This window comes from Mycobacterium sp. NGS66 (genome assembly GCF_059812225.1).
In genome coordinates, this window is sequence record NZ_JCALCG010000017.1 from 95,817 (window position 1) to 121,125 (window position 25,309).

A 25,309-nucleotide genomic window follows, 5' to 3' on the forward strand; every position below is an offset into this window, starting at 1 on the left:
CAGGGTGCCAATGGGAGGCTAAGAAGACCCTGAGGAGCTGGACCAGGCACGCCGTCTTGCAGGGAGACTGGGAAAAGCACCTTCCATCGGCGGTTTCGGCTAGTCACGTCGGGGAAGGTACTTGATAGGCCCGAACGTCCGGTAGCGTAGGAGTATCGCTCGGTAGGAAAGTTGCGCGGAGCCCAAATCCCACAAACACCAGTGCGCTAGTTGAGACATCAGCGCCAGGCCGAGGGCATAAACGCCACCGCACGGTTCGCCGGGCGACGCTCGTCCGAATCGTCCACGGTGGACTTAAGTGAACAACTTGTCGCCGCATCACTGGCGGTGATTTTCATGTCGAGTCCACGGATGCGTTGCCGGGCAAGCTGAGCCGGCTGCGCAGGGACGCGTCGCTGGCGCGGTTCTTGTCGAGGTGAGTGGGAGGGATTTCAGTTCGCGGAGTCTTCTATCCTGCGGATTTCGTCTTTGAGGTCGGTTTGGGTGTACAGCCAGGATGGGGAAAACGGCTGCGAGCTTGGTGACGGCCGCGAAGCTGATCGGTGCTGCAGTCTGGTCGAGGGTATGCAGGGCGGCGATCGCTACGGCGACGGTCTGCTCGTGGCGTTGTCTGGCCGCGCACGTGTCGAACAATATCGTGACCTCTGAACGGGGGTCCGCCAACCCTGTAAGCCGAGCTCACATGCTTTCTCCTCCAACCGTTTACGGTGCTGTTAGGCCAGGCTCATGAACAGTTTTTCCAGCTCATCAAGTGAGGGGGTCGGCCTGGCACCGGATCCGGTGGCTGGGCGGTCGAGGCAGTCACGCAGGCCAGTAGCGATGATTTTGAAGCCAGCGCGATCCAACGCCCGAGACACCGCAGCCAGTTGCGTGACGACGTCTTTGCAGCTACGTCCCTGTTCGATCATCGCGATGACTCCGCCGAGTTGACCCTGCGCTCGACGTAGTCGGTTGAGGACGGCAATGATGTCGTCCGGGTTGTGCGCGGTGTAACCGACCTTCTGTCGCGTCTCGCCCCTAGCTGCGCTTGCCATGGCTCGTTTATACCATACCCCGTATGGTGTAATGTCCAGTATGGACAGATCAGGCACCATCGGTTGCTCCTCGGCCTCAATCCGCAAGCGCGCAGCCGTTCGGAACCGAATTCCGTTGATAGAGTGGATCTGCACGGTGGAACCGGGCTACGACAGACAGCCGCAAGCTCGACAGGCTCGTCAAAGAATGCATCGCGCTGGCCATCGCGTTGTACGCCTATGCTGGCGGCCAAGGTGAGGGCCGCAGGCTTGGGACGCATCGGTGTCACGCTCCTCATGCATGACGGCCCCGCCACCGTCCACGGCGCGCCCGCACGGCGTTCAGCGAGTTCTTCGCCGCCGGCAGGTCCTTTACCGGCGTCACGATGCATGCGGCGACCGATTACCGATGAATACCCGCCCCGGTATCAGTGCGTCCGCCAGCCGGGCCAGCCGCTCGATGCAGCGGCCTGGGCTTGAACAGCAACTACTGACAGCGATGTCGTCTAGAGCGAAGGAAGGCTTGGATGTTCGCGTTTCTCAGGCGGGTGTGGGTGCCGCTCGTCGTCGTGGTGGCAGTAGTCCTCGGTGGTGTTGCCGTCATCCGGCTGCGCGGCGTGTTCGGCGCCGACGAGATCTTCACCGCGACCGGCAGCAGCGCCGCGCCGCTGGTGCCCTCCCATCTCAAGCGCGTGACATACGAGGTTTACGGGCCCAGCGACACAACAGGAAGCGTGAGCTACTTGGACAAAAATGCCCAGCCGGAGCAGGCGAGCTTCACCAGCCTGCCCTGGGACTACACGATCACGACGACGGTACCGGCCGTGATCGCCAACGTGGTGGCGCAGGGCAACAGCGACAACATTGGATGCCGCATCATGGTCAACGGTGAGGTCAAGGACGAGCAATCCACGGCTGGGCACCACGCCCAAACTTCGTGCCTGGTGAAGGCCGCATGAACACCGATAGTGACGCCCGTCCGAGATTCATGCGGTTCGTCCGCACGTTCGCGTTGCCGATCCTTATCGGCTGGCTGCTGCTCACCGTCGCCCTCAATGTGCTTGTGCCGCCGATCGAGTCGGCCGCACGAAACCACGCGGTGACAATGTCGCCGCAAGATGCGCCGGCGATGGTCGCAGCCAAGCGCATCGGCGCAACCTTTCACGAGTCGGACTCCGACAGCATCGCGATGATCGTCCTGGAGAGCAGCAGTCCACTCGGCGACGGTGCGCACCGCTATTACGACGGCTTGGTGCAAAAGTTGCAGGCCGACCGCAAGCACGTGCAGCATGTCCAGAACGTGTGGGGGGATCCACTCACCGCCGCTGGCGTCCAGAGCCGCGACGGCAAAGCCGCCTATGTCCAACTGAATCTTGCCGGCAACCAGGGCAGCACTTTAGGAAACGAGTCCGTCAAAGCGGTACGGGAGATCGTCGACCATTCAACGCCGCCCCAAGGGTTCGAGGTGTACGTCACAGGTCCGGCAGCCCTGACCACGGACATGAACGAAGCCGCCGATAAAAGCATGTTGAAAATGATGGGGGTGACGGGCGTGGTCATCATGATCATGCTCTTCATCGCCTACCGTTCCATCAGCACGGTGCTCTTGATTATCGTCATGGTGGGTTTCGAAATGGGCACGGCCAGAGGGCTCGTCGCGCTCCTCGGGAACTACGGCCTGTTGGGATTTTCGACGTTCGTCGTCGCCATGCTGTCCTCGTTGGCGATTGCGGCGGGAACCGATTATGCGATCTTTCTCATTGGTCGTTACCAGGAGGCTCGTCAGGCCGGTCAAGACCGAGAAACGGCCTATTACACGATGTTTCGAGGGACCTTCCACATCATTTTGGGCTCGGGGTTGACAATTGCCGGAGCGACTTTCTGCCTCCACTTGGCGCGACTGTCGTATTTTAAAGCCCTCGGCATTCCGTCCGCCCTGGGACTGATCGTCGTCGTCGCCGGTGCGCTGACCGCCGCGCCGGCCGTCGTTGTCGTGGCCAGTCGATTCGGCCTGCTCGACCCGAAACGGGTCGTCAAAGTCCACGGTTGGCGACGCATCGGCACCGCGACCGTGCGCTGGCCCGGTCCCGTGTTCGCGGCCTCGCTGGCCATCGCCATCGTCGGCATCCTGATCATGCCGAGCATGAAGGTCAGCTATAACGACCGCTTCTACATACCCCGCAGCCAGCCGTCGAATGTCGGATACGCGGCCGCCGAGCGGCATTTCAGCGCAGCCACAATGAATCCCGACATCCTCATGATCGAGAGTGATCACGACATGCGGAATAGCGGCGACATGATCATCCTGGACAGGCTTGCCAAAGACGTCTTCCGTTCACCGGGAACCGCAATGGTGCAAAGCATTACCCGGCCATTGGGCGGGCCGATCGAGCACACGTCAATACCGTTCCAGATCAGTGCCCAATCGATACCGATCCAAGAGAACCTTCAATTCATGAAGGACCGCTCGGCCGACATGCTCAAAATGAGCGACGACCTCGGCGCCATGATCGGCTCGATGCAGCGGATGCGGGACGTGCTGGGCAAGATGAGCAACACGACTCACCGCATGGTCGGCGACATGCACGATATGCAAGCCACGCTGGACGACATGCGGGACCATCTGGCCGATTTCGACGATTTCGCGAGACCGTTCCGCAGCTACCTGTACTGGGAAGAACACTGCTTCAACATCCCCGTCTGCTGGGCGGCGCGGTCGGTATTCGAGGCGATCGACGGCGTCGACAAGTTCAGCGAGAACATGAGCACGCTCATCAAGGACGTGGGCAATATCGACGCGATCATCCCGCAGATGCTCGCGGAGTTCCCACCGATCATCGCCGTAGCCAAATCCATGCAGGGCACCCTGCAAACCATGCACAGCAGCTTTTCGGGCCTCATTACGCAGATCTCCCGAATGACTGACACGGCGAGCGCCATGGGGCAGGCCTTCGACGCCTCCCGCAGCGGCGACTACTTCTACCTGCCGCCGGAAGCGTTTCAGAATCCCGACTTCCAGCGCGGTTTGAAACTGTTCCTGTCACCGGACGGCAAGGCCGCTCGCTTCATCATCACCCACGACACCGACCCGGCAACTCCGAAAGGGATTTCAGCCGTCGAGCCGGAACTCGAGGCCGCGCACCAAGCGGTGAAGGGAACGACCCTGACCGACGGCAGGTTCTACCTCGCAGGGACGGCGGCGCTCTACCGCGACATCCAGTCGGGTTCCCAATACGACCTCTTGATCGTGGGTATCGCGGCGCTGACGCTGATCTTCGCCGTCATGTTGATCATCACCCGAGCACTGGTCGCGTCCCTAGTGATCGTCGGCACGGTGCTGTTGTCGCTGGGCGCTGCATTCGGGCTCTCGGTGTTGGTGTGGCAGCATCTCTTCGGCTTGGATCTGAACTGGATCGCGCCGGTTTTCGGGTTGATCATCTTGCTGGCTGTCGGCTCCGACTACAACCTGCTGCTCGTGTCGCGGTTCCAGGAGGAAATAGGCGCCGGGTTAAAGACTGGCATCATTCGCTCCATGGGCGAGACCGGTGGGGTGGTCACCGCGGCGGGATTGGTATTCGCTTTCACGATGATGTCCATGGTCGCCAGTGACCTGCGCTCGATCGGCCAGGCCGGCAGCACGATTGGCCTCGGGCTGTTGTTCGACACCCTGGTCGTGCGCTCGCTGATGACGCCATCGATCGCGGCACTGCTCGGCCGCTGGTTCTGGTGGCCGCTACGAGTGCGGCCGCGCCCCGGCCAGCTACATGCTGCGAGCCTTCGGAGTGCATCGGCTCGTCCGCTCCCTACTGTCGGGGGAGGAAACTGATGCGGCAACTACCAAGCTCAAGCCGCCGCTTGGTTAAGCGATTGGGAGTTTAGGTGGTCTTTCAGGTTGCCCACATACCGATGGCTGTGCGAGGAGTCGGCCAAGCCCTTATGCGGCTCTTCATATTTCAGAGTGCACCCGGTGGTGAGCAACGTCCCGGCTGGACGGGTTCGTGTCGCTTCTGCGAGGTGGGCCTTGGTGAGTGACGATGCAGGCTCCTACCTCACACACCACGACCGCGGTGATCGTTGTCGAAGGCCATTGTTTGCCCCTCCTGTGCTGTCGCCGACACGACACGCAGTGTCAACGAAACTCATGGCGCCAGCAATCTCCGAGAAACCGGGCGATAGCACCGGTTCATTCCTCGCTCTGCGGGAACAGCGGTGGTTACCAAATCCCATCGCGCTTTAGCGCGAAACCTGACAGAAGGGTGTGAGATCCAATGCCGAATAACCAAGGTTCGGCCCCGCTGGAGCGGGGAGCGTTTCAGATGCCGCGGCCACAAGGGTGGACCCTCGAACGAACCCTGCACCTCATCGCCGGTTCTGTGGTGCTGGTGACCTTAACCCTTGGCCGCATGCGTTCAAAGCGATGGAGGATCCTAACTGGTTTTGTGGGAGCCAACCTGCTGCTCGACGCGGCGGTGGGCTGGTGCCCCACGAGCGTTCTACTGCATCGACTGGGCGTCCCGACTGCGGCCGAGTGTGCGCTGCGCCCGAGGGCGTAGGAGTGGTCGAGTGAACTCGGCTGCTATCGAGTTGGTGCGGCGGCGGTTTGACACCCGACGGTCAATGGTCAACGACACCAGCCTCGGTTCCATTCGGGTTAATGATCGGATTGTCGATCGACGCACCCTCGATGATCTCGGCTCAATACTTGCACCACCCGCCGCACTCGTCTATGGCGTCGGCGACACCGGTGCTTTTGTCGAGCCCGCCCGCGACGCACATATCGGGAGCCACTCAGCGGGCATCTGATCGGCCACGACGTCTGTGAGCTGTTGAAGCTCACTCGGTGCCGGGTTAGGACCTGATCGCGAGCGGGCTGATTCCGAAAGTGCCCACCGGCGATGTCGTGGGCGCTGCACTATGACTGTTTCGTTCCACGGCCTGACCGGCCACATGATCGACCGCTAACGATTGGTCTGTCGTAGAGCGACTGTCAGGCGGATCGAACTGTTTGTCTTGGGATTCGGTGGCAATACTGTAGCGACAGGACGGGGTCCTCGGGTGTGGGCTCGGAAAGGATGCGAATGACGCCGCACGTGCTGATTCTGGGGGGCGGGTTCGGCGGTCTCGAGCTTGCCACCCGGCTATCGGGGTCACTACCAAACCAGGTGCGGGTGACGCTGATCGATCGCAACGATTCCTTCTTTTTCGGCTTCTCCAAGCTTGATGTGCTGTTTGGTAAACGCGAACCCGGCGACGTGCGGCTGCCTTATGCGGCGCTGACAAGACCCGACGTCGAATTCCACCAGGAAGAGATCACCGCCATCGACCCGGAAAATCGCGAGGTGCGTACCCAAGCCGGTTCCTATCAAGCCGACATTCTCGTTGTGGCGCTGGGCGCGGAGTACGACCTGGAGGCCACCAGTGGTTTCATCGAGGACGGCTGCGAGTACTACACGCTGGCGGGGGCCGAACATCTGCGCGACACCCTGCCGGCATTTAACGGCGGCAACGTCGTAATCAGCGTGCTCGGCGAGCCGTACAAGTGCCCGCCAGCACCGTTCGAGGTGGCGTTCCTGCTTGAGGATTACTTCGCTGGGCGAGGACTACGAGACCAGGTCGCGATAACTGTTACGGGCTACATGGGTGCCCCAGTACCCGTTGCGAAGGAGGTGTCCGAGCCGCTTCAGCAGCACCTGAACGAGCGTGGCATCACCTTCATAGGAAAGCGAACGGTAAGCCGGCTGGACCCCGAACGCAAATTCGCCGAGTTCGCTGAGGGCGGAGGTCTTCCATACGACCTTTTCATCGGCATCCCGGTGCATCGGGTGCCGGCGGTCGTCGCCGATTCGAGGCTGGCGCCGGACGGATGGATTCCGGTGGAAAAAACCAACTTGGCTACCCGGTTCCCCGACGTGTACGCGATTGGTGACGTGGCGGCGGCCTATACCGCGAAGGCGGGCCTATTCGCCGAGCGTGCCGCTCAGTTCGTCGCCGATGACATCATCGCGAACCTGCGAGGCACACCGGCGCCGCCGCCGTATGACGGAGCGGGCGACTGCTACATGGAGTTCGGGCGCGGTGAGGTCGGCAAGGTCCAGGTCAACTTCCTCAGCGGGCCGAAACCGACGGGCGCGCTGATAGGTCCGTGCGCCGCATTGGCTGAGGAGAAAGCCGAATTCGCGCGTAGCCGTCGGCAGCGCTGGTTCGGCGGCCTTGGCGGCTGAGGGTCAGAAGTCAAGCGGAACCCCTCAGCGCTAGATCGTCGCCGCCATCCCGTCGTATGCGCGCTGCGGGCACGCAGAATCGATTAGCTGAGGCCAATCGATGCGGCCAGATGAATGTTGCTGGGTAACGAGCGCTGATCGACCGGTTGTTATTGTTCGGGAAGCAAGCGCGTATTCGCCCTGCGACGTCAGGGGTGTATAGCCAGCCGCAAGCATCCAATGGGGCCTGATGACTCGATGCCGCTCGGAAAGGATGTGTGATCTCAGCAACCGTAGGCTGGCCCATTCTGCATGGCTGATCCCCCTTTCGTCTTCGGCCGAAAGGCACTACGGATGGATGATCAGTCCGGGGCAACGGCACGCATGAAGATCAACGCGACATACGCAGCGCATCCGCGGTCCTGACCGCTGCGCTACGCCACGTCCGGCTGCATCGAAACCCACCGCGACGCCGCCCAATTCGTCGTCACAGACGCCACCCGCATCCTGCGATGGTGGACCGCCACACCGGCCCAGGGGTTGTCGACCGCCAGGACCCGCGTCGATACCTACATCCGCGCATACCCCGACCTCATCGACCTCGCCACCATTCTGGCCGATGTCGGCCGCAAAATCGTGGGCACACCTGCGGCAACTCCGGCTCGACGCCGGGCGATCGACTCGGTCTATGCGCGTGTGGCCAACCGGTTCCCTGACTATCGCGATCACGCGCTGCCTATCGAGCAATGGATCCATGATCAACAAATCGTCGCCGCTAGCATCCACCAACCCACATATCAGCCGCGTCCCATGTTCAGCACAAGCGGTGCACGACACCGCGTTCCGCAGTGCTACCGGCGATGACGGGACTGTTCACGCACCGCTGACCGGGGGCGCCGACGCGCAACCCGGTCAATGCTGGTGCAACGGCTGTGTTTGCGCACCGCTGCGGTGTTGATCGGCCGGGATCGGACTGTCTGCGGGGTAGGCATGGATGAGCGCGGTGCACAGCTTGGGCATCGCGTGAATGAGATCGTGCTCGGCGTCGTGGGCGATGCGATGGGCCTGCACAAGACTCAGTGCTGGGTCAATGTCGAGTTCGGCGTCAGCGTGCAAGCGATGCCCGATCCAGCGCATCCGCACACTACGCACCGCTCGCACTCCCGCCCGGGCAGCCAACGATTGCTCCGCGGCATCGATCAACGCTGGGTCGACCCCGTCCATCAACCGCCGGAACACATCGCGCACCGCGGTGCGCAGCACCGCGACAATCGCCACCGTGATTATCAGACCCATGATCGGGTCGGCCAGCGGGAAGCCTAGTGCCACACCGCCGGCGCCGAGCAGCACCGCCAGAGAGGTGAAACCGTCGGTGCGAGCGTGTAGACCGTCGGCGACCAGCGCAGCCGACCCGATCCGCCGGCCCACCCCGAGCCGGTACACCGCAACCCATTCGTTGCCGATAAACCCGACCACGCCGGCCAGTGCCACCCAGCCCACATGCTCGATCGGCTGGGGATGGATCAACCGCATCACCGCTTCGTACCCGGCGATGATCGCCGACGCTGCGATCATCGCCACCACGAACAGGCCCGCGAGGTCCTCAACACGGCCATAGCCGTAGGTGTATCGGCGGGTCGCCGCTTTGGTGCTCAACGCGAACGCAATCCACAACGGCACTGCGGTCAGCGCGTCGGAAAAGTTATGGATGGTGTCCGCAGCCAGCGCGATCGATCCGGACAGCACCACGATGACGACCTGAATGATCGCGGTCAGACCCAACCCAAACAAACTGATCTTGACCGCCCGAATTCCGGCCGCGCTCGACTCCAGCGCACTGTCGATGCTGTCGGCGGCGTGATGGGAATGCGGAGCGAAAATCTCCCTGATTACGCCACGTATCCCTTTCGGATGATCGTGATGATGGCCGTGATCGCCATGGGAACGTTCATGACCGCCATGGCCGTGCCCGTTGCCGCCGTGACCGTGTCCCTCGTGGCCGCGCCCGTCATCGTCGTGGTCGTCGTGCGGGTGATCATCGTGATCATCTGCGTCAGAAGGATTTTCGTGCGGGTGATCGCTCATCGGCGGTTGGCCTTTCGCAGCGCAACTTCAGTGGTCGAAGTGGTGTCGCGCATGGTGGGATCGTGACGGTGATGGGAAGGAATCCCGGGACCGGCGTGTTCGGCGTTGAACACCGCATCAACGACCAGTTGACGCACGTGCTCGTTTTCCAAGCTGTAGAAAATCGTCGTACCCGCACGGCGCGTGCGCACCAACCGCGCCATCCGCAGCTTCGCCAAATGCTGTGACACCGACGGAGCCGGCTTACCAACCTGCTCGGCCAGCTCAGTCACCGAACGCTCCTGCCCAGCCAGCGCCCACAGCAGCTGAATACGGGTCGCATCAGCAAGCATCCGGAACACCTCGACTACCAGGTCCACCTGGTCCTCAGCCAGCGTCACACCAATACCGCTACCTGCATCCATACGCAGATAGTAACCTAAGCAGGAACGCAAACCCAAGCGCGAGTCAACCGAGATAGATGGGCAAACAGCACCGACTTTGCCAACTTACTTGGGCAGTGAAGGTCAGCGGACTCAAACTGACTCAAATAGATTGGCAACAGACAGTACGCCTGACGCTCTGGCGAGCGGTGCGTCAGATTGGTTGAGATTTCAGACGTCTGGGTGCCTCAGCTGACCTGATACAAGTCCCTTCCCTTCCCGCCAAGCTCGCGACCGCGTGTCAGACCAAGCTGCTGGCTTCCCGGCGTTGACTTGACGTCCGGTTGGGGTGTACTCGGCTAGACACCCAAACTTGATACTCCCGTCAAGGCTGCGGCGATGAGTTGTGCGGCGGCGGTGGTGATGTCGGTGTCGGTGGTGTAGCGGCCGAGGCCGAGCCGGATGGTACGAGCGGCTTGGTCGGGGGTAAGGCCGATGGCCGTCAACACTCGCGACGGCGTGGTGTTGCCGGTTGAGCAGGCGCTGGCGGCGGAGAACGCTAGCTCCGGGGTGGCGGCCATGAATTGTTCGGCGGTATGGCTCGGCAGCGTGATGTTGAGGTTTCCTGGAAGCCGATGAGCAAGTGAGCCATTGACCCGCAGGTCGGGCAGTGCGGTGTGCAGCCGGTCGCGGTGGCCGCGGATGCGGTCGGCATCGCTGTGACGTTCGGCTCGGGTGATCACGGCCGCGGCGCCGAGTGCGACTATGCCTGGGACGTTCTCGGTGGCGGCACGCAGGCCACGTTCTTGTCCGCCGCCAACCAACAACGGCCGTAGTGGCGGGGTGCCGCGTCGGATGTAGAGGGCGGCAACGCCTTTGGGGGCATAGATCTTGTGGCCGACGCGGGTGAGTAGGTCCACGCCGAGGGTGGTGACGTCGACGTCGACGGTAGCCGCGGATTGCGCGGCGTCGGTGTGCAGCAGGATGCCGTGGCGGCGGGTGATGCTGATACGCTTTGTATCAGACGGAGGAATTATGCCTACAACGATCGAACGCTCTGTTGAAGTCGAGCACACGGTGGAAGCCATTGCCCGCGAAGCGCAGGTTCGCCGGGCACACGAACGCTTGCTGCGTATTGATGACATGCGCGCTGCGAGCCAGCTTAAGCGGTCGGGTATGAGCCAACGGGAAATCGCTGACGTTTTGTCTACCACGCAGCCGCGCGTAGGGCGGCTGTTGCGCGGAGCCAGCGCGCTCGGTGACGCCCCGAGCCCTGAGGAAATCATCTTGCGCGCCACAGTCGACGGGACCCCTCGAGGCAAGCTGCTGAAACAGCTTCGCGGCCTCGACTACACCTTTACCCAGTTTGCGCCCTATCCCCACGAGGGATCCGTACCTGGGACCTGGACCCAGGTGAGCACTGCCCATCAACTCGGACTACTCAGCGACGAGGAATACGAGAGTGTCAGCTCCGCAGTCCAACCGCCGACTGCGCAATAAGGTCCATTCTCAGCTGACTGCCCTCCACCAAGGGGGGCAGTTCGCTGTTCCTCGCTCAGTAGAGCGTTATCTCAGCGATCAGCTGATCGACGAGATCGCCCACGAGTACCGAGGCAAATGCCCCGATGCGCCGGCACTCGGTCGTGCCGCGATCATTACCGCCGGGGTGCCCGGTGCGGGCAAGTCGGTCGCGATCGACATGTTGGCCATCGATTACCGTCGCATTGACCCAGACGGCATCAAAGACCTCATACTGATGCGATTGGACCGGGCCGGGCTACTCGATATCCGGCACAACTACGTTCTCGCAGATGGCAGGCCCATACATCCCCGGGAACTGGCGTTATGGGTGCATGATGCCTCCACCGAAGCCGCGAACCGCGTCCGTGCAGTGTCCCTGCGCCGGGGGGAGAACTTCGTTATGGAGGGAACTCTCTCCTGGACGCCGCTTATTGACAGCTATGTGACCGACTTGGCCGCCGATGACTACGAGCGACTGACGATCGTGGACGTCGAGGTTCCCTTCACGCTTGCTGTCGAGCAGTCCAAACACCGCTGGTGGGTCGCGCGAGAAGCAGGACGAATCGTGGATGATGTCGAGCTCGGCGGCCGATTCATCGCGCAAGCCGCCCTCGAAGGCTTTTACACTCGGCAGCGCCGCGTCTCAAAATGCGCTGTCAATGCCCGCAAGCTCCGTAGCGACGCCAACCATGCGGGCATCGAAACCGACCTTCTCATTGTCAGTCGCACGTCGACCGGTAGGGAATACCGGGCCTGGCTCAGACCCGACGGCGATATCGACCCTTCGCAAGGCGCCCCCCTAGGCGCAGTGTGCATCAAAAGTGGGGCGATACTCACAAACCCAACCGCAATCGGGACAGGCGTTGGACGAAGTCGCGTCTACAGGTCCTGACAGCGGCCAACGACCCTTCACTGCGTCTGTGATGAAGGTGCCGAATCGTCTATACCGGTAAAGCTGCATATTCGATTCCGTCGTATTGCTCCCGCGCCAAGCAGTGCATCAGTTAACTTTTAACGCAGGGTGAGGCCGCGATCTGTCGGCAGCAACTTGTACGGTCGTTTCTGATGACTGCTTCAGGCCCTGCCACTTCCGACGATCGCTTCCTTCCGTTGGCGTTCTCATTGTTCTCGAATGCTGGCGCGTACGCGGTTCTGGCCGGAGCCGGTGTTTCCCGAGGTGCTGGATTGCCGACTGCCTGGGACATCGTTGTGGATCTCATCCAGCAGATAGGTGGCGATGACGAGGCGGCCAACATCGACGCAGCTACGGCTGAGGGTTGGTACGAAAGCCGGTTCGGCAGAACGCCGACCTATAGCGACGTCATAGAGCAACTTGCCCTCACGCCAACCGAACGGCAAACGCTGTTGCGGCGGTACTTTGAGTCGACCGACGAAGACGGCAACGTCACGATGCCTGGTCCGTCCGTTGCACATCGCGCAGTGGCTCGGATGATGCGGAGCGGCACAGTGCGCGTCGTGCTCACCATGAACTTCGACAGACTGTTTGAGCAGGCACTTCGCGAACTCGGCATCGAGCCCACCATCGTTGCCACAGAAGCAGACGCTGAAGGGCTGCCTCCATTGCACACCTTGCAGCACTGCATAATCCATCTCCACGGCGATTATCTGAACGCAACGTCCATGCGGAATACTGCGGTCGAACTGAGCGGTTACGGCGCAAGCATGCAGGCCTTGCTGAGCCGCGTCATGTCCGACTACGGGTTGATCGTAGCCGGCTGGTCAGTTCAACATGACCACGCCTTACGCGAGGCTGTTGCAGCACACCATAATCCACATTTCACGATGGGCTGGGTAGCTCCTGGCGAGCTTTCCCCGGCTGCCCAGACACTTGTGGCGAACAAACGGGCGCTCATCCTGGCCGCGACAGCGGACGATGCGTTCGGACACCTCGCCGACCAGATCGACGCCATGCGCATCCGCCGCGCGCGTCACCCGCTATCCGCGCCCGTCGCGGTGAGCTGCATCAAGCGGGAGCTGGCGGGCGACGGTCCGGCAATACCAGCCCACGACATGCTATCCAGCGAATTCACGCGCCTGCGCAATCTGCCGGAGTTCCACCTCAGCAACTACTCCGATACCTCGGATCTGCCAGAGCTCATTGAGCGGATCATCGAGAGCACACGCATTCCAGCTGCCAGCATCGCCGCCTTCGCATACTGGGGTTACAACAGAACCGACCAATGGTGGTTGCCGGAGATTGAACGGTTCGCTCGACCGGCGCGCCGGGTTAGCGGCGCCGTCGCGCTCCTTGAATTGCCGTTAGTGGCAGGCGCACTGATGTTCTACTGCGCAGGCGTGGCCGGAGCGGCCTCGCAGCGTTTCGACCTGATTGGAAAACTGTTCACCCTGCGTGGCTTCGGGACGTTGCTAAAGTCTGAGCCCCTAGCGACACTGCTATCACCGCCCCGCATCTGCGACGGCGCGATCTCCGCACCTCGCCACCATGACGAGGTAGTCAAGGTTGTCAGCGAGGCGCTCGGTCTTGGCGACGGACCCATTCACGACGCCCTACAGACATTTGAAGTTCTCCGCGCATGTTCAGTGGCTCTCGCCGCTGATGGTCACCATGCACTGGTAGAGGAGTATGCGCAACGCGACGATGAACTCAGCCGAGCGAATGACGAGACCAGACAGGCTGCATGGATCGATCGCGATCGAGTGCTCGGCCGATGCGCCGATTCCTGCAGCAGAGCTGTGCACCTGGCCCACATCTTCACCGCGGAGACCGCATCCGAAGACGACGGTATGCGTCGGTGGAGAAGTCCCATCGCTGAGCGCCTAGCTGATGACGTCAAACGACTCGGCGAAAAGCACCCGCTCGTGATCGGATGGAACGTGGCCTCGGATAGCTTGTGGCTGGCGCTAAAAGGCGTGAGCGCGGCCGCCGGCCGCGCCGCCAATCAGCTCGAGTGGCAGGCAATACCTGCGGGCAGCGCTGGCGTGCTACCCGACGAACTGTGGCTTGACACCGGCCGACCTCCCGAGACGGGAGGTACCCACCTCCGATAGATAGGGCCTGCCAGCGGGGGGCTGGTTGCCACGTGAACTTAACAGGGTTGGCACGTCCGCGGTCGCGGCACAGTCACAGTATCGAAAAATTAAAGCGGGTAAAGCTTCTCGTTCTCTGACTGCTGATCTTGACCGTCAAAAAAAGGCCTCTTCTGTGGCGGGGATGAGCTCAGTCACGAGCCATCGCGCACGATGAGGCGAAGGCCGGCGTCGATGGCGTTGAGGTTCAGGAGATCTCGGTGGCGGGTCCGCCAAGTGCCGGTGTCGAGATCCCGGCGTAGGCGCCTGAGTCCCGGTTTAAGCTCGTTGGCGGAAAGTCGTGCTAGGCCTGAGATGCAACTGCGCACGGCGGGGTCAAGGTAGGCGGCCGGTCGACGCCAATACGCTGGCCCGAAGCCATCTGAGCAGTCGTGGGGCACCAGGACGGTCTCGACTCGGTCGGCGCCGACGACCTTGGCCACCTGCTCGACAGGCAATTCAGAGGACGCCGAGGTGTTAGCGGCGGCTGGGAAGTACTCCTGCCAGAGCCAAAACGTGCTGTGGATAGCCGGTTCATAGGCGAAGAGGACGACTCGGGCGAGCGACGCGTCCGAGCTCTCGCAGTCCTTCGGCGGGATCGGACCAGTGGTGAATCGTCAGGATCGCCATAGCCGCTTCAAAGCTCTGGTCGAGAAGTGGTAGACGCTCGGCGGCCGCCCGGATGCAGGGTGCCGCATCTGCCGGCCGCTGCATGACCATCTCTTCTGAGGGCTCCACAGCCAGAACGACGCGATCGTTGGGCTCATAAGAACCGCTACCCGCTCCGACATTAACAACGGTGCGAGCATCGCCGAGAGCAGACAAGACTCTGACCGCTATTCGCGGGTCGGGTTGGCGAAAACGTGCATAACCTGCACCGATGCGGTCATACGAAGAATAATGAATTGAACTGCTCATTAGACGTATCGGGCCCATGGTTGCGCGGCCAGTTCAGCGTGGCGTTGGGTGCAGTTGTCGCTGAAGCCTAGAAGCTTGGCCACGACCGGAGGGGGCATCTCAGCGACGAGGCTGCGCAGCGCGGAGTTGCGTGCAGCGAGGACGTTGACGCCCGCGCGGGTGAGGTCGTGCACCAAAGTTATTGTGTCCAGGTGCTTCCCGGGCCGACGGGCTGGGAATAGCCACGGGTTGGCGACCATACCGCCAACGGTTCTGAGGTTGGGTCTGCGGTGCACGAGCTCGGTGAGCATGCTGGCGAAGGGCTCTGGCACAGGGGCAGGCTCAGCCCCGAGGGATATCCGCACTTCATGCGGGGTTACGACGACGGCGGTGGTTGGCAGTGCAGCGACTCTGATCAGGGGTTGGGCGTAGAGCAGCAGGAGGAGGCCGGCAACGCGGTAGTGAAGGGATTCCGGGTTGCCGGTGAGAAGCGCCTTAATCCAGGTCAACCGTTGGTCCTGGGTGAGCACAGGAGTGTGCTTGGGCTGTTGGGTTTCGAATCGCACCGAGGTGTTGATCTTGCTGCTCTTGGCCCAGGCGAAGAATGCGCGCGTTTTGTGACGTGTAGTGGGCCCGCTGGCGAGCCATTCGTCGAGATCCTGCTGGCGGCAGTCAGCTGCAGTCCGATGGTGGGTGTCATGCAACCAGGTGAGGAATTTGATCGTCTCGGTCACTTGTTGCTTGGCCGATAGCACAGATCTTTCGGAGGCTTGCCCTGGTGTGGAGTTTCCGCGCAGCCTTCGCAGATGGTGCCATGTGGCGAACTGTTCGACGGGAGCTCGGACGGCCGGCTCGGAGACGGCGTCGAGTTTGGCGGCAAGCCAGATTTCGAAACGTGCTAGGTATTCATCGCGGTGGGGGAGCAGACCGTGGTGCTCAAGCAGGCTGCGTAGATGCGAAACCTCCTGTGCCGTTCGCGTTGATTGACGGCGTCGAGGCCGTCGTGGCTGAGGGGAATTTCGCCGCTCGAAAGCCCGGACAGCAGAGCCCGCACTCTGGGGGAGCGTTTCCAGGTGAGGATGCTCTCGGGGCGCTCGGCCCCGCAGAGGATATTCACGATCGTGCTCATTGTGGTCGGATCCGCGGCTTCGTCCACGATCAGGGCGGTCAGGTCATCCCGCAGGGCGCAGCGCGCACATTGGCCGCCGCGGTAAATCTGGCCTTGGGTATGGCAGGTCCGGCATCGATAGTCCTCGGCAACACCGGCGCAGCAGACCGGTCGGGGATCCGAGCGGTCGGCGCGACCGGGCAGCAGGCCGTCGTGTCCGCAGATCGGGCAGATGCCGTGGGTTCTCATGGCGGTGTAAAAGCAGCTGTTGCAAAGCTTTTCGCCTGGCCACGAAGGAGTGCGGTGTTGGGTGGACATCCGGCCGCATCGGGTGCATTGGGTATCTCCGGTGACTGTTGGTCGTCCGCGCCTTCGGTATCGGTTGGGGTTACTCGTCATCACGGATCACCCGAGCTCGGCGGGGACGCACTGATTTGTTGAGGTCAACAACATTGGTGGGCTCGGTGGCCGTTGAGGCGGCCTTCTTGCGGCGCACCTCGGTGGCGGTAACAGTGACGAGATCGTTGACCTCGCAGCCGAAGATGTCGCACAAGGCGGCCATCATTTGCAATGAAACCCGTTCTGGTCGTTGGTGAACGACCCTATATACCTGCGGCCGCGACAGCTGGATGCCGCGTTCGGCGAGGCGAGGGATCAGCTCGGTGCTGTTGTGCATGCCATGGGCGGCCATGATTTCGGCTAGCCGCCAGGAATAGTCGACTTGTCGCTTCATGGGGTTTCCTCGCTCAACGAAAGAGCTTCTGCGATGGTGGTATCCAGCACGCGGCGCAGGGTGCGGGTGCGAAAGTCGCTCGACACACAGGTGTAGAGCGCGGTGGTGCTGGCGTATTCGTGACCCATTTGGTGCTGTACGAACATCGCGTCCCAGCCGTCTTCGATGAGATGGGTGGCATAGGAGCGGCGCAGCGAATGCAGATCCAGTCCTGCTGGCAGTTCCAGATCGGTGCAGTAACGCCGGAGCCGGCGCAGCAGAGTGTCTTCAGAGACCAGTACCCCTCGCTCGCTGGGGAATAGATCGATGCCGTCGTCCATATGCGGCTGCCCGTAGGCCAGCCAGTCGCCGATGACCTCCGGTGTCCAGTAAAACGGTCAGCACACTGCGCCGCTTGTGCGATGAGCCTTTCTTGGCCTTGCCGTAGCGCACGTGGACCAGCCCGTAGCGGCCGAACTCGCGGGCGTGAGGATTGCGGGCGAAGTCCACCGTCTGCAGATGGCGCAGCTCGTTAAACCGCAGCCCATAGGAATAGGCGAGCTTGAACATCACTGAATCGCGGTAGGCCGGCAGCCAGCCCTTACGGGCGGAAGCGGCGATCAGTGCGACCTGGTCGTCGGCGTGGTCGAAGAAATCTTGCAGCTCGCGCTTGGTGAACGCTCGCTTGGTCGGGGACTGCTCGTTGTCTTGCACATGCGCGGCGGTGTTCCACTCAAAGAACACCTGCGCGGGATGGATACCGAAACGCTGTTCACACACCCGATCCCAGCCATAGCCGGGGTCGCTGATATAGGAACAAAACAGCCGTAACGCATTCTGGTAGCCACGCATCGTCGACTGTGCGCGTCCCTTAACCGAGCGCAGGTCGCTGAAGAACTCCTCAACCATCGCCGGCGTCCGCGTCCACGGAAACTCGTTGGTGTAGGCCAGGAATCGCTCCACCAGCCGGATCCGATCCTCGATGGTCTCGTGTGCCAGGTTGCGACACAGTTGCTGGTTACGCCACCCCGCCAGCATCTCCTGGACCGTCTGGGCCTCCGGATGCAGCAGCGGAACCGAACCCACGACGCACACACGGCCACTCTTGTCGACACTCAACACGACCTCCACCGTGGTCTCATTCGATGAATCATTGAATCACCCAATGAATCAATACCACATCGGTGCAGGTACGTACAGCACCCGTAAGCGTTGCGCTTTGGGTTGTTTCAGCGGCGTCACTCACAACAACCACCGCAGGCACGATCGCGGTGGCGTCAAATCGCCAGTTCAAAGCCAATTTTCGTGCGAGGAGATTCGCTCAACCGGCTGTGCCGCGGAGGTGCGGATTGATTCATCTGATGAAATATGCGGCAATTTGCATGGATAATAGCAATTATCCATGAATGCCACAGTAACTCGTTGCCCCACAACATTCTTCAGGCGAGATCCTGAGGGCTATAACCGCCACTGTGCAAAGCGATATGCGAAATACGTCGCTAATCGGCCCAATTGAGGTGGTGTAGCCGCATGGCCTCCAACAGTTGAGGGTCGTCGGTGGTGATCGGCGCAGAGCCGTCCGGACCGACTTCGGGTGGGGTCCTCGCGGCTGGGTCGCGTTCATAGACGGCCCACAGCAGCAGCCCGTCACCGTGGCGGGACTGAAAGTGGATCCCGTTGAGGGGCTCGCCGGCCGGTGTTCGCAGGGTATAGAGCCAGGCGGAAATGGCCTGGGTCAGTGCGCGCGGCCGGCTGTCGCGGATCGCGGCAGCGTCAAGATCGGCGAGTCCCAACGATCGCGCGGTGTGCAGGAAGGCTCTGCGCAAAGTGGGCAGCGACTGTTGATGGCCCGGCAAGCCAAAGACTCCGCTCAGCCGTCCCGAAGCGAGCAGACGCGGTTCGCACCAGCTGCGGGGAACCCGGCCGGCTGGGGCGGTGGGGTAGAGGTGGCCATCGACATCGTTGTCGACGATCTCGGCCATCTCGACCTCCATGTATGGATCTGCGCGAAACCGGGCGAGCACCTCCAGGTAGCACGCCAGTGGTGAGGCGCCCAGGTAGAGGGTGCGCCAGGTGCCGTGCGGGTCATCCCACCGGCCGTGAAACCGGCCGTCATCCCCGGCGTACTCCCATGGGGTCCAGGTCCACGGGTCTGGCTGATAGCCGACACGGTGCACGCGCACGCCGTGGAGGCGGACGCCGTGCAGAACACCGTGGGGCGTGCCAATACGAACCGGGTCAGACATCACCCCACGGCGGCGAACTGGCGGGCGGCCGTGAGCACCTGAGGCCCAACGGTCTCCAGATCACCCTCGCGCAACAGCCGGGCCGGGGAGCAGTCATCAAGCAGCGGGTTGAGGCCCTGAAACCAGGCCTGGGCGACCTGCTTGCCATCACGGTGGGTGATCACGCTAGCGGCGCGGTAGGCGACTCGGAGCCGATCCACGTCGGCCGGATTGGCGACCTCCCGCGTGCCTTCTGCCCATTGCCGCACAGCGCGGGTTTCCTTGACCTTGCCCAGGTAGGCGACCAGCTTGGCGCCAAGCAAGTCGCGCAGATTGCTGACCAGTTCAGCCGTGCTCATCGTGAGCGCGGCGTTATACGCATCCAGGTCCGGTCGAGCCGATGTCAGCATCGGAAAACACCTCCAATCCCACAGTACATCACATGTGCTTTCACACACCCGGTTACGCAGAGTCGCCGGAGACTCGCCTGGCGTGTATCGCCCCAGCCGCGGTATTACCCCAGGACAGCTGCCGCGCCAGCGTATGGCCTGTATCCGAACGCCTGTACGATCAAAGCATTTGCGATTGCGCCACACGCACCGGTGCGACGCCGACGGCTTGCACGACGTGCATGTCCACGCGCTCCTAGTCGCCGATGATGGGGTGGGCTACAAGCCCAGCAATGCGCAGTATGTGAGAACGACCGCTTTAGGTCACGTCCGCGGCCCCGATGAACCATTTGAGGTTGAACACGACACGCCGACGACTCTGCGAATTCGGCAAGCTTTCTTCACAACGAATTACACTGGTGTAACCACACCCCGCCAACCGCTGACCTGCGGCTTTGGGCGGTATCTACATCGCCCCGGTTAAGCAAACAGGCCGTTATCCCCAAGGTGGCAGTTAAGCTGGCAGTTCGGCTTGCCGGGGCTCGTCGTGAAGCAGGCTTATGATCCGAGCAGTCCAGACCGGAGACGGTTCGGGCTCGAAGTCCACGGTCTGGGACCGCTTGGCTGCTTGGTCGGCAGGTCTTGACGGTACACCTCCGTTTGCAGGGGATGGCGGTTACCCGCCCATCCGGCCTTGGACTTCGGCACACGCGCGGAAGGTCCGTGTGTGGGGAACCAAGTGCAAGGAGCCCTGCAGTGGCGAACAAAAAGGGGACTAACGCCCGGCACGTCGTGTTGAACCCGAAGGGCGGGTGGGACATCAAGAAACCGGGCGGTAGCCGGTCTAGCGGTCATACCAATACCCAAGGTGAGGCGATCCGGCGAGCCAAGGAGATTGTCCGTAACGATGGTGGTGGTGAGGTCCGTACTCACGGCCGGAATGGTCGGATCCGTGACTCCGACTCCGTCGCGCCCGGCAACGATCCATACCCGCCGAAGGGCTGATCAGTGACGGAACCAATTAGCACGAGCGTCACTCTCGGCGGTTTCGTCGACTTCGCCGCGGCCACCGCAAGCGGCCGTATAACCGCCGTCCAGACCGTCATCGGCAACGAGTTTGGGGGGTACGAGCCCGCCCATGATTTCTACCGTCCGATCCGGTTGGCGATCAGCGAGGGCATTGCCAATGGCGACGATGTTACCCGGATGCGACGTGCCGTTGAGGAGTGCACAGCGCGGCGCAGGGCGAGTTATGAAACGCTCGCGTCGGGGTGGGCCGGATGGCGCCATCGGAAGGACCTCGAAGTTTTCTCACAGCCGCTTCGCTGGTGTGGCGGCGATCTGGAGGTTCGCGTATCACCGAAGTTCACGTGGCATCAGCGCCGCGATAAGCACCTCGTCTGGCCGTACCTCAAGGATCCCGAGTTGTCCCGTGACGCCGTCCAGGCAGCCATCCGCCTCATGGAGGTGACATTCCCTGACAGCGCTGGCCGCCCGACGGTGCTCGATGTGCGCCGTGGGCGGATCTACCATGCCGCCAGGCGGCGCCGGGGATTCGATGCGTGGCTGAGCGGCGAGGCGGCAGCGTTCACCTCGATGGTCGATTCCATCAGGGACGTGGCGTAAGGCTCTCAGCCTGGAATGGTGACGCCGACGAACTGACCCCAATTTGTGCGGAGGGAAGGAGAGTGGATGGCAACGGTTGATGCCCAGATCCTGAGTATCGGCGCGAATATCTCGGGCAACATTGATGCCCTAGATCAGGACCGTCCTTTACTGTCGCAGAACATGCTGTCGCAGCTTCGGAACCTCGTGGAGGCTGTCGCACTTCGCCTTCAGCTTCAGGACGGTAAAGCCGAGTTTCACTATGGCGCCACGGCGGCCGCCATCGATTGGATCGGATCGCAGAACAAGCAGATCAACTTCATCCACCGCTTCCACGAGCTGCTCCAGATGAGCGTGTCGCACTACACCTTCGAGGGCGACGCGTCGGAGCGTCTGATGCTGAAGTACTACGAGTTCCTACTCCGGACTCGGGCGGTACTCCATGATCGATGCGGCATCGACATCCTCGACAACCTTGAGAAATTCCCGGTGGACCTCGACCCGTCCTTGCAGGAATATCACTGGAAGATCGCTCAGCGCATCGCGATATCCCGAGAAATTCCTGTCGAACAGGGAATCCGGAATCGCTACTACATCCACATGGTGCGGCCGTTCTTTACGGGTGGGCGAATCTACTACGAGGTCACCTTCTCCAACATCACTGACAAGGTGAACAAGTTCGATCGGATTATTGCCTTCACTGACATCGACATGACGGACAAGTACGCGGCGAACCTGACGCTGATGTCTGACTCAATCGAGGTACTCGACCAGACCATGCCCATCACCATCATCCGAGAGTGGGCGGTATCGATCCGGCCGTGCGAATTCGACAACTTCGCCAAGATCTTTGGTCAGTTAACCAACGTCGGTACTAGCGCCGAGCACCGAAATCTAATGCGGTTCCTGACCGACACCTCGGCAAGCCTCCTGGACCTCATGGATATGGCGGACGCCCGGTACTCTCATATCAGAGGCATTGTGCTGCAGCGTATCCAGAAGCCTCAGATATTTCCTGTGCTAGATATGGCCCGCCAAATCATCCGGGCAAAGTCGCCGGGTTACAACGTTCTCCGCTACTTGATGCTCTCAATGAACAATCGGATCATCAAGCTCCAGTTCTATCCCGAGCAGTGCAGCGGGCTTTCCAACTTGCGGCTCGGGTGGGGATGTAAACCATTCGACGACATGCCGTTCTGCACTTCGCCTCAAAAGCACAATCCGCGCTTCTCCGATCGGGCCGCAAGCCTCGACGCGACCGGACGTACGCACGAGCTGCTTGCGCGCCGAGTACAGATCAACGTCGAGCGATACGGAATGCTCTACACGCCGGTGTCTGAAGTTGAAGATCTTGGTCCGGTTGATCAGTTGATGGCTCAGTACAACGCCAACGTCTACTACAAGCACCCAGGGCGAAATCTGTTGAAGGACAAGGGTCACCTGTTCCTGCGAGAATACGAGGACGGCACCGTCGCGATCATCAATAAGCTCCAGGAGCGTGCCGCTTCCGGAGTCGATGGTTACCATCAAGCGGTCGAGCGTTGGCTGGACGAGACCCAACTACATATCGACGACGATGCGAAGAAGGCGGCACTGAAGTCCCTGTTCACCAAATCCCGTGTCGCCCTTATCTATGGTGCAGCCGGCACTGGCAAGTCCACGATGGTCAACTACATCGCGAACTACTTCGGGGACAAGAAGAAGCTGTTCCTCGCGCACACCAACCCGGCCAAGGACAACCTGGAGCGCAAGGTGTCCGCCCAGAACAGCGAGTTTCGCACCATTGTCAGGCAGCTCTGGCTGACTGGTCAGCCAGAGTATGACATTCTGGTCATCGACGAGTGCAGCACGGTCGACAACGCCAATCTGCTGAGGCTGCTGGAGAAGATGTCGTTCAAGCTGTTGGTTCTTGTCGGTGACGTCTACCAGATCGAGTCAATTCAGTTTGGAAACTGGTTCAGCATTATGCGCACATTCCTGCCGGAGGAATCGGTGTTCGAGCTCACTAAGCCATACCGGACGAACAATCAAGCGCTCCTTGATTTCTGGTCCAAGGTTCGTCACCTCGACGACGGTATCGAGGAGTTGATCGCGCAGAACAGCTATTCGACTGTGCTCGACCGTTCGCTGTTCGAGGCGCAGCGGGGCGATGAGATCATCCTCTGCCTAAACTACGACGGCCTCTATGGCATCAATAATGTCAATCGCTTCCTGCAGAGCAGTAACCCGGGCAAGGAAGCCGTCTGGGGCGTCACAGTTTACAAAGTCGACGACCCGGTGCTCTTCAATGACACTGACCGTTTCAAACCACTGATCTTCAACAACCTCAAGGGCAGGATAGTCGACATCGTTGCCTACCCAGATCACGTTCAATTTGACGTCTGGCTCGATCGTACTGTCACGGCGATCGACGTTGAGGGGTATGACCTTGAGTACGTGGGTGACTCCACCGTCCGCTTCGACGTCTACCAACCGGGTAGCACCGATGATGACGACGAATCATCGGATACCTCAGTGCCTTTCCAGGTCGCCTACGCCGTCTCAATCCACAAAGCGCAGGGACTTGAATACGACTCCGTGAAGGTCGTGATTACCGACGCCAACGAGGACGATATCTCGCACAACATCTTCTATACGGCGATCACCAGAGCCCGTGAGCATTTGAAGATCTTCTGGACCCCGGAGACTCAACATGCAGTTCTGAACGGCCTCGTCCGAAAGGCCCCTGGCAAGGACGTTGAGCTCCTAAGAGCCAGACGAAAGGTTGCGCCCATCGGCTTGTCGCCACGCCGAGGCACGTAGTTAACGTCTTAGCGCGCGATAGATGCGGTTCCCGTCCCTGGCTGTCGACCGGCCGCAATCTCATGGATAATGAAGATTATCCATGAAACGATACGGAACCTTCAGGCACGCAGCATGATTGCATCCGGAACTACAGACCGCTGTAGACGCATAATGATGCAGTCAACACTAATCCGCGGTATCCGGCACATCGCAAATCACGACATAGTGTCGACCGCCTGTGGATTGTTTGCAAGATCCGAGCGCTGCCCGAATCCAGGATTAAGCACAACATGAAAGTCGTTGCGTACCAGAGATGTCGCCAGTGCTCACTGCCCATCGTGAGGTCCCATTTTGTCACTGTGACGTTTACTACCAAAGATCGCGTCAGCCGCATGTGGAGACTCTCATGGACGTCGCGGCTTTTTCACTGTAATTGGGGCAAGCGCGTGTCGTTGTCATTGAATCTGGTAAGCCGCGCCGAAAATTAACGAGGACAGACAATCATATTTTTCATTGGCCCCGCAAGCATTTCATGGCCCGCGCTCGCGTTTTTGCGGCGCGGCGCTGCCGCCACAGCCGGCAGGTTGGCGAAAGCTTTGCGCGTTCGCGTACCGCTTGTAACGGATATTATGTCAACTAGTCGGCCTAGTGCATCTAGTCAGACTGACTCGTCGCTGCTACCCTACGGTATGTGAACCGAAAAACTGTCACCAGCACCGAAGCCAAGGCCACCCTCAACGCGCTGCTGGCCGAAGTGCAACGCACCGGAACATCGGTGACCATCACCACGCACGGGCGGCCGGTCGCCGTTCTGGCGCCTGTGCGTGAGATGCCCCGGCGCTTCGGCCAACTGCCGAACCTGGCTGTGCCGGAGAATTTCGACGATCCACTACCGGAATCCGAACTGGCCGCATGGGAATCCAACTCGTGACCCCGGCCGGTCCCGCGGGGTTCCCGCCCCGAGACATGCTTCTCGACACGCACACGCTGCTGTGGTTGGTATCCACACCCGAACAGGTGGCCCCCAAGGCTCGCGACGTTATCGCACAGCGGGGCTGCACGGTGTGGGTGTCGGCGGCCTCAGCGTGGGAAATCGCCATCAAGACCCGGTTGGGTCGCATTGAGGGCGAGGTCCTTCTGTCGGCCTGGTCCGCCATCATCAAGGACATGTCCGCCACCGAACTCGCGATCGAGTCGGCTGACGCGATCCTGGCTGGCCGGCTGCCCTGGGAGCATCGCGACCCGTTTGACCGCATGCTCGTATCTCAGGCGACCCGGCGCAACTTCACCATCGCGACCCGAGACCAGCAGATACTGCATGCTGCCCTCACCCCTACCCTCAAAGTGTAAGCAGGAGACC

The 25,309-nt window shown here is 61.2% G+C and carries 20 protein-coding genes and 2 pseudogenes; 12 read left to right on the top strand and 10 right to left on the bottom strand.

Annotated features, from left to right (window positions below; all coding sequences use genetic code 11):
• Positions 1-713 precede the first annotated feature (713 nt).
• A complete protein-coding gene (locus tag AC5Y2L_RS25140) occupies positions 714-1,034 on the bottom strand; it encodes a metal-sensitive transcriptional regulator (RefSeq protein WP_499945035.1) in 321 nt (106 codons plus the stop codon).
• 506 nt (positions 1,035-1,540) lie between these two features.
• Here AC5Y2L_RS25140 and AC5Y2L_RS25145 point away from each other — a divergent pair.
• From AC5Y2L_RS25145 to AC5Y2L_RS25165, 5 genes are all read left to right on the top strand, one after another.
• Positions 1,541-1,972, top strand: a complete 432-nt coding sequence (locus AC5Y2L_RS25145) for an MmpS family transport accessory protein (RefSeq protein ID WP_499945038.1) — start codon at positions 1,541-1,543, stop codon at positions 1,970-1,972.
• Positions 1,973-2,001: 29 nt separating this feature from the next.
• On the top strand, positions 2,002-4,839 hold the full coding sequence (locus AC5Y2L_RS25150; RefSeq protein WP_499945136.1) for an MMPL/RND family transporter: 2,838 nt from the start codon (positions 2,002-2,004) through the stop codon (positions 4,837-4,839).
• A gap of 490 nt (positions 4,840-5,329) precedes the next feature.
• On the top strand, positions 5,330-5,566 hold the full coding sequence (locus tag AC5Y2L_RS25155; protein ID WP_499945138.1) for a YgaP family membrane protein: 237 nt from the start codon (positions 5,330-5,332) through the stop codon (positions 5,564-5,566).
• A 64-nt stretch (positions 5,567-5,630) separates the two neighbouring features.
• On the top strand, positions 5,631-5,816 hold the full coding sequence (locus tag AC5Y2L_RS25160) for a hypothetical protein (protein ID WP_499945040.1): 186 nt from the start codon (positions 5,631-5,633) through the stop codon (positions 5,814-5,816).
• 275 nt (positions 5,817-6,091) lie between these two features.
• Complete coding sequence (locus tag AC5Y2L_RS25165) at positions 6,092-7,234, top strand: NAD(P)/FAD-dependent oxidoreductase (RefSeq protein WP_499945041.1); 1,143 nt, start codon at positions 6,092-6,094, stop codon at positions 7,232-7,234.
• Positions 7,235-8,125: 891 nt separating this feature from the next.
• Here AC5Y2L_RS25165 and AC5Y2L_RS25170 read toward each other — a convergent pair.
• The 3 genes from AC5Y2L_RS25170 to AC5Y2L_RS25180 all read right to left on the bottom strand — a co-directional run bounded on the left by AC5Y2L_RS25170 (position 8,126) and on the right by AC5Y2L_RS25180 (position 10,748).
• Positions 8,126-9,298 (bottom strand): cation diffusion facilitator family transporter, encoded by a 1,173-nt coding sequence (locus AC5Y2L_RS25170; protein WP_499945043.1) that lies wholly within the window; start codon positions 9,296-9,298, stop codon positions 8,126-8,128.
• On the bottom strand, positions 9,295-9,702 hold the full coding sequence (locus AC5Y2L_RS25175; protein WP_499945045.1) for an ArsR/SmtB family transcription factor: 408 nt from the start codon (positions 9,700-9,702) through the stop codon (positions 9,295-9,297). The genes AC5Y2L_RS25170 and AC5Y2L_RS25175 overlap by 4 nt, the downstream gene beginning before the upstream one ends.
• Positions 9,703-10,019: 317 nt before the next feature.
• Positions 10,020-10,748 (bottom strand): cysteine desulfurase family protein, encoded by a 729-nt coding sequence (locus AC5Y2L_RS25180; protein ID WP_499945047.1) that lies wholly within the window; start codon positions 10,746-10,748, stop codon positions 10,020-10,022.
• Between the two features lie 374 nt (positions 10,749-11,122).
• On the opposite strand from AC5Y2L_RS25180, the gene AC5Y2L_RS25185 reads away from it, so the two are divergent.
• Together AC5Y2L_RS25185 and AC5Y2L_RS25190 are read left to right on the top strand one after the other, a co-directional pair.
• Positions 11,123-12,073, top strand: a complete 951-nt coding sequence (locus AC5Y2L_RS25185; RefSeq protein WP_499945049.1) for a zeta toxin family protein — start codon at positions 11,123-11,125, stop codon at positions 12,071-12,073.
• 173 nt (positions 12,074-12,246) lie between these two features.
• The gene (locus AC5Y2L_RS25190) at positions 12,247-14,211 is read left to right on the top strand and encodes an SIR2 family protein (RefSeq protein ID WP_499945052.1); all 1,965 of its coding nucleotides are present in this window, start codon (positions 12,247-12,249) and stop codon (positions 14,209-14,211) included.
• Positions 14,212-14,763: 552 nt separating this feature from the next.
• Here AC5Y2L_RS25190 and AC5Y2L_RS25195 read toward each other — a convergent pair.
• The 6 genes and pseudogenes from AC5Y2L_RS25195 to AC5Y2L_RS25220 all read right to left on the bottom strand — a co-directional run bounded on the left by AC5Y2L_RS25195 (position 14,764) and on the right by AC5Y2L_RS25220 (position 19,581).
• Entirely contained in the window at positions 14,764-15,165 is a 402-nt protein-coding gene (locus AC5Y2L_RS25195) for a class I SAM-dependent methyltransferase (RefSeq protein ID WP_499945055.1), read from the bottom strand.
• Positions 15,147-16,552: pseudogene (locus AC5Y2L_RS25200) on the bottom strand (site-specific integrase). The gene AC5Y2L_RS25195 and the pseudogene AC5Y2L_RS25200 overlap by 19 nt, the downstream one beginning before the upstream one ends.
• Positions 16,553-16,622: 70 nt before the next feature.
• Positions 16,623-16,967 carry a helix-turn-helix domain-containing protein gene (locus tag AC5Y2L_RS25205; RefSeq protein WP_499945057.1) on the bottom strand — a complete coding sequence of 115 codons (345 nt, stop codon included), beginning with the start codon at positions 16,965-16,967 and terminating at the stop codon, positions 16,623-16,625.
• Positions 16,964-18,065: pseudogene (locus AC5Y2L_RS25210) on the bottom strand (tyrosine-type recombinase/integrase). Before AC5Y2L_RS25210 ends, AC5Y2L_RS25205 begins: the two are co-directional and overlap by 4 nt.
• Before the next feature lie 380 nt (positions 18,066-18,445).
• Entirely contained in the window at positions 18,446-19,192 is a 747-nt protein-coding gene (locus AC5Y2L_RS25215; protein WP_499945059.1) for an RES domain-containing protein, read from the bottom strand.
• Complete coding sequence (locus AC5Y2L_RS25220; RefSeq protein WP_499945061.1) at positions 19,192-19,581, bottom strand: hypothetical protein; 390 nt, start codon at positions 19,579-19,581, stop codon at positions 19,192-19,194. Before AC5Y2L_RS25220 ends, AC5Y2L_RS25215 begins: the two co-directional genes overlap by 1 nt.
• A gap of 648 nt (positions 19,582-20,229) precedes the next feature.
• On the opposite strand from AC5Y2L_RS25220, the gene AC5Y2L_RS25225 reads away from it, so the two are divergent.
• The 5 genes from AC5Y2L_RS25225 (at position 20,230) to AC5Y2L_RS25245 (ending at position 25,299) form a co-directional block, all read left to right on the top strand.
• Positions 20,230-20,565 (top strand): DUF2188 domain-containing protein, encoded by a 336-nt coding sequence (locus AC5Y2L_RS25225; protein ID WP_499945065.1) that lies wholly within the window; start codon positions 20,230-20,232, stop codon positions 20,563-20,565.
• A gap of 3 nt (positions 20,566-20,568) precedes the next feature.
• A complete protein-coding gene (locus tag AC5Y2L_RS25230) occupies positions 20,569-21,186 on the top strand; it encodes a hypothetical protein (protein ID WP_499945067.1) in 618 nt (205 codons plus the stop codon).
• 66 nt (positions 21,187-21,252) lie between these two features.
• Positions 21,253-23,967, top strand: coding sequence for an ATP-dependent DNA helicase (locus AC5Y2L_RS25235; RefSeq protein ID WP_499945069.1), 2,715 nt, complete (start codon positions 21,253-21,255; stop codon positions 23,965-23,967).
• Between the two features lie 673 nt (positions 23,968-24,640).
• The gene (locus AC5Y2L_RS25240; protein WP_499945071.1) at positions 24,641-24,880 is read left to right on the top strand and encodes a type II toxin-antitoxin system Phd/YefM family antitoxin; all 240 of its coding nucleotides are present in this window, start codon (positions 24,641-24,643) and stop codon (positions 24,878-24,880) included.
• Positions 24,862-25,299 carry a type II toxin-antitoxin system VapC family toxin gene (locus tag AC5Y2L_RS25245; protein WP_499945074.1) on the top strand — a complete coding sequence of 146 codons (438 nt, stop codon included), beginning with the start codon at positions 24,862-24,864 and terminating at the stop codon, positions 25,297-25,299. Before AC5Y2L_RS25240 ends, AC5Y2L_RS25245 begins: the two co-directional genes overlap by 19 nt.
• The last annotated feature ends 10 nt before the right edge of the window (positions 25,300-25,309 follow it).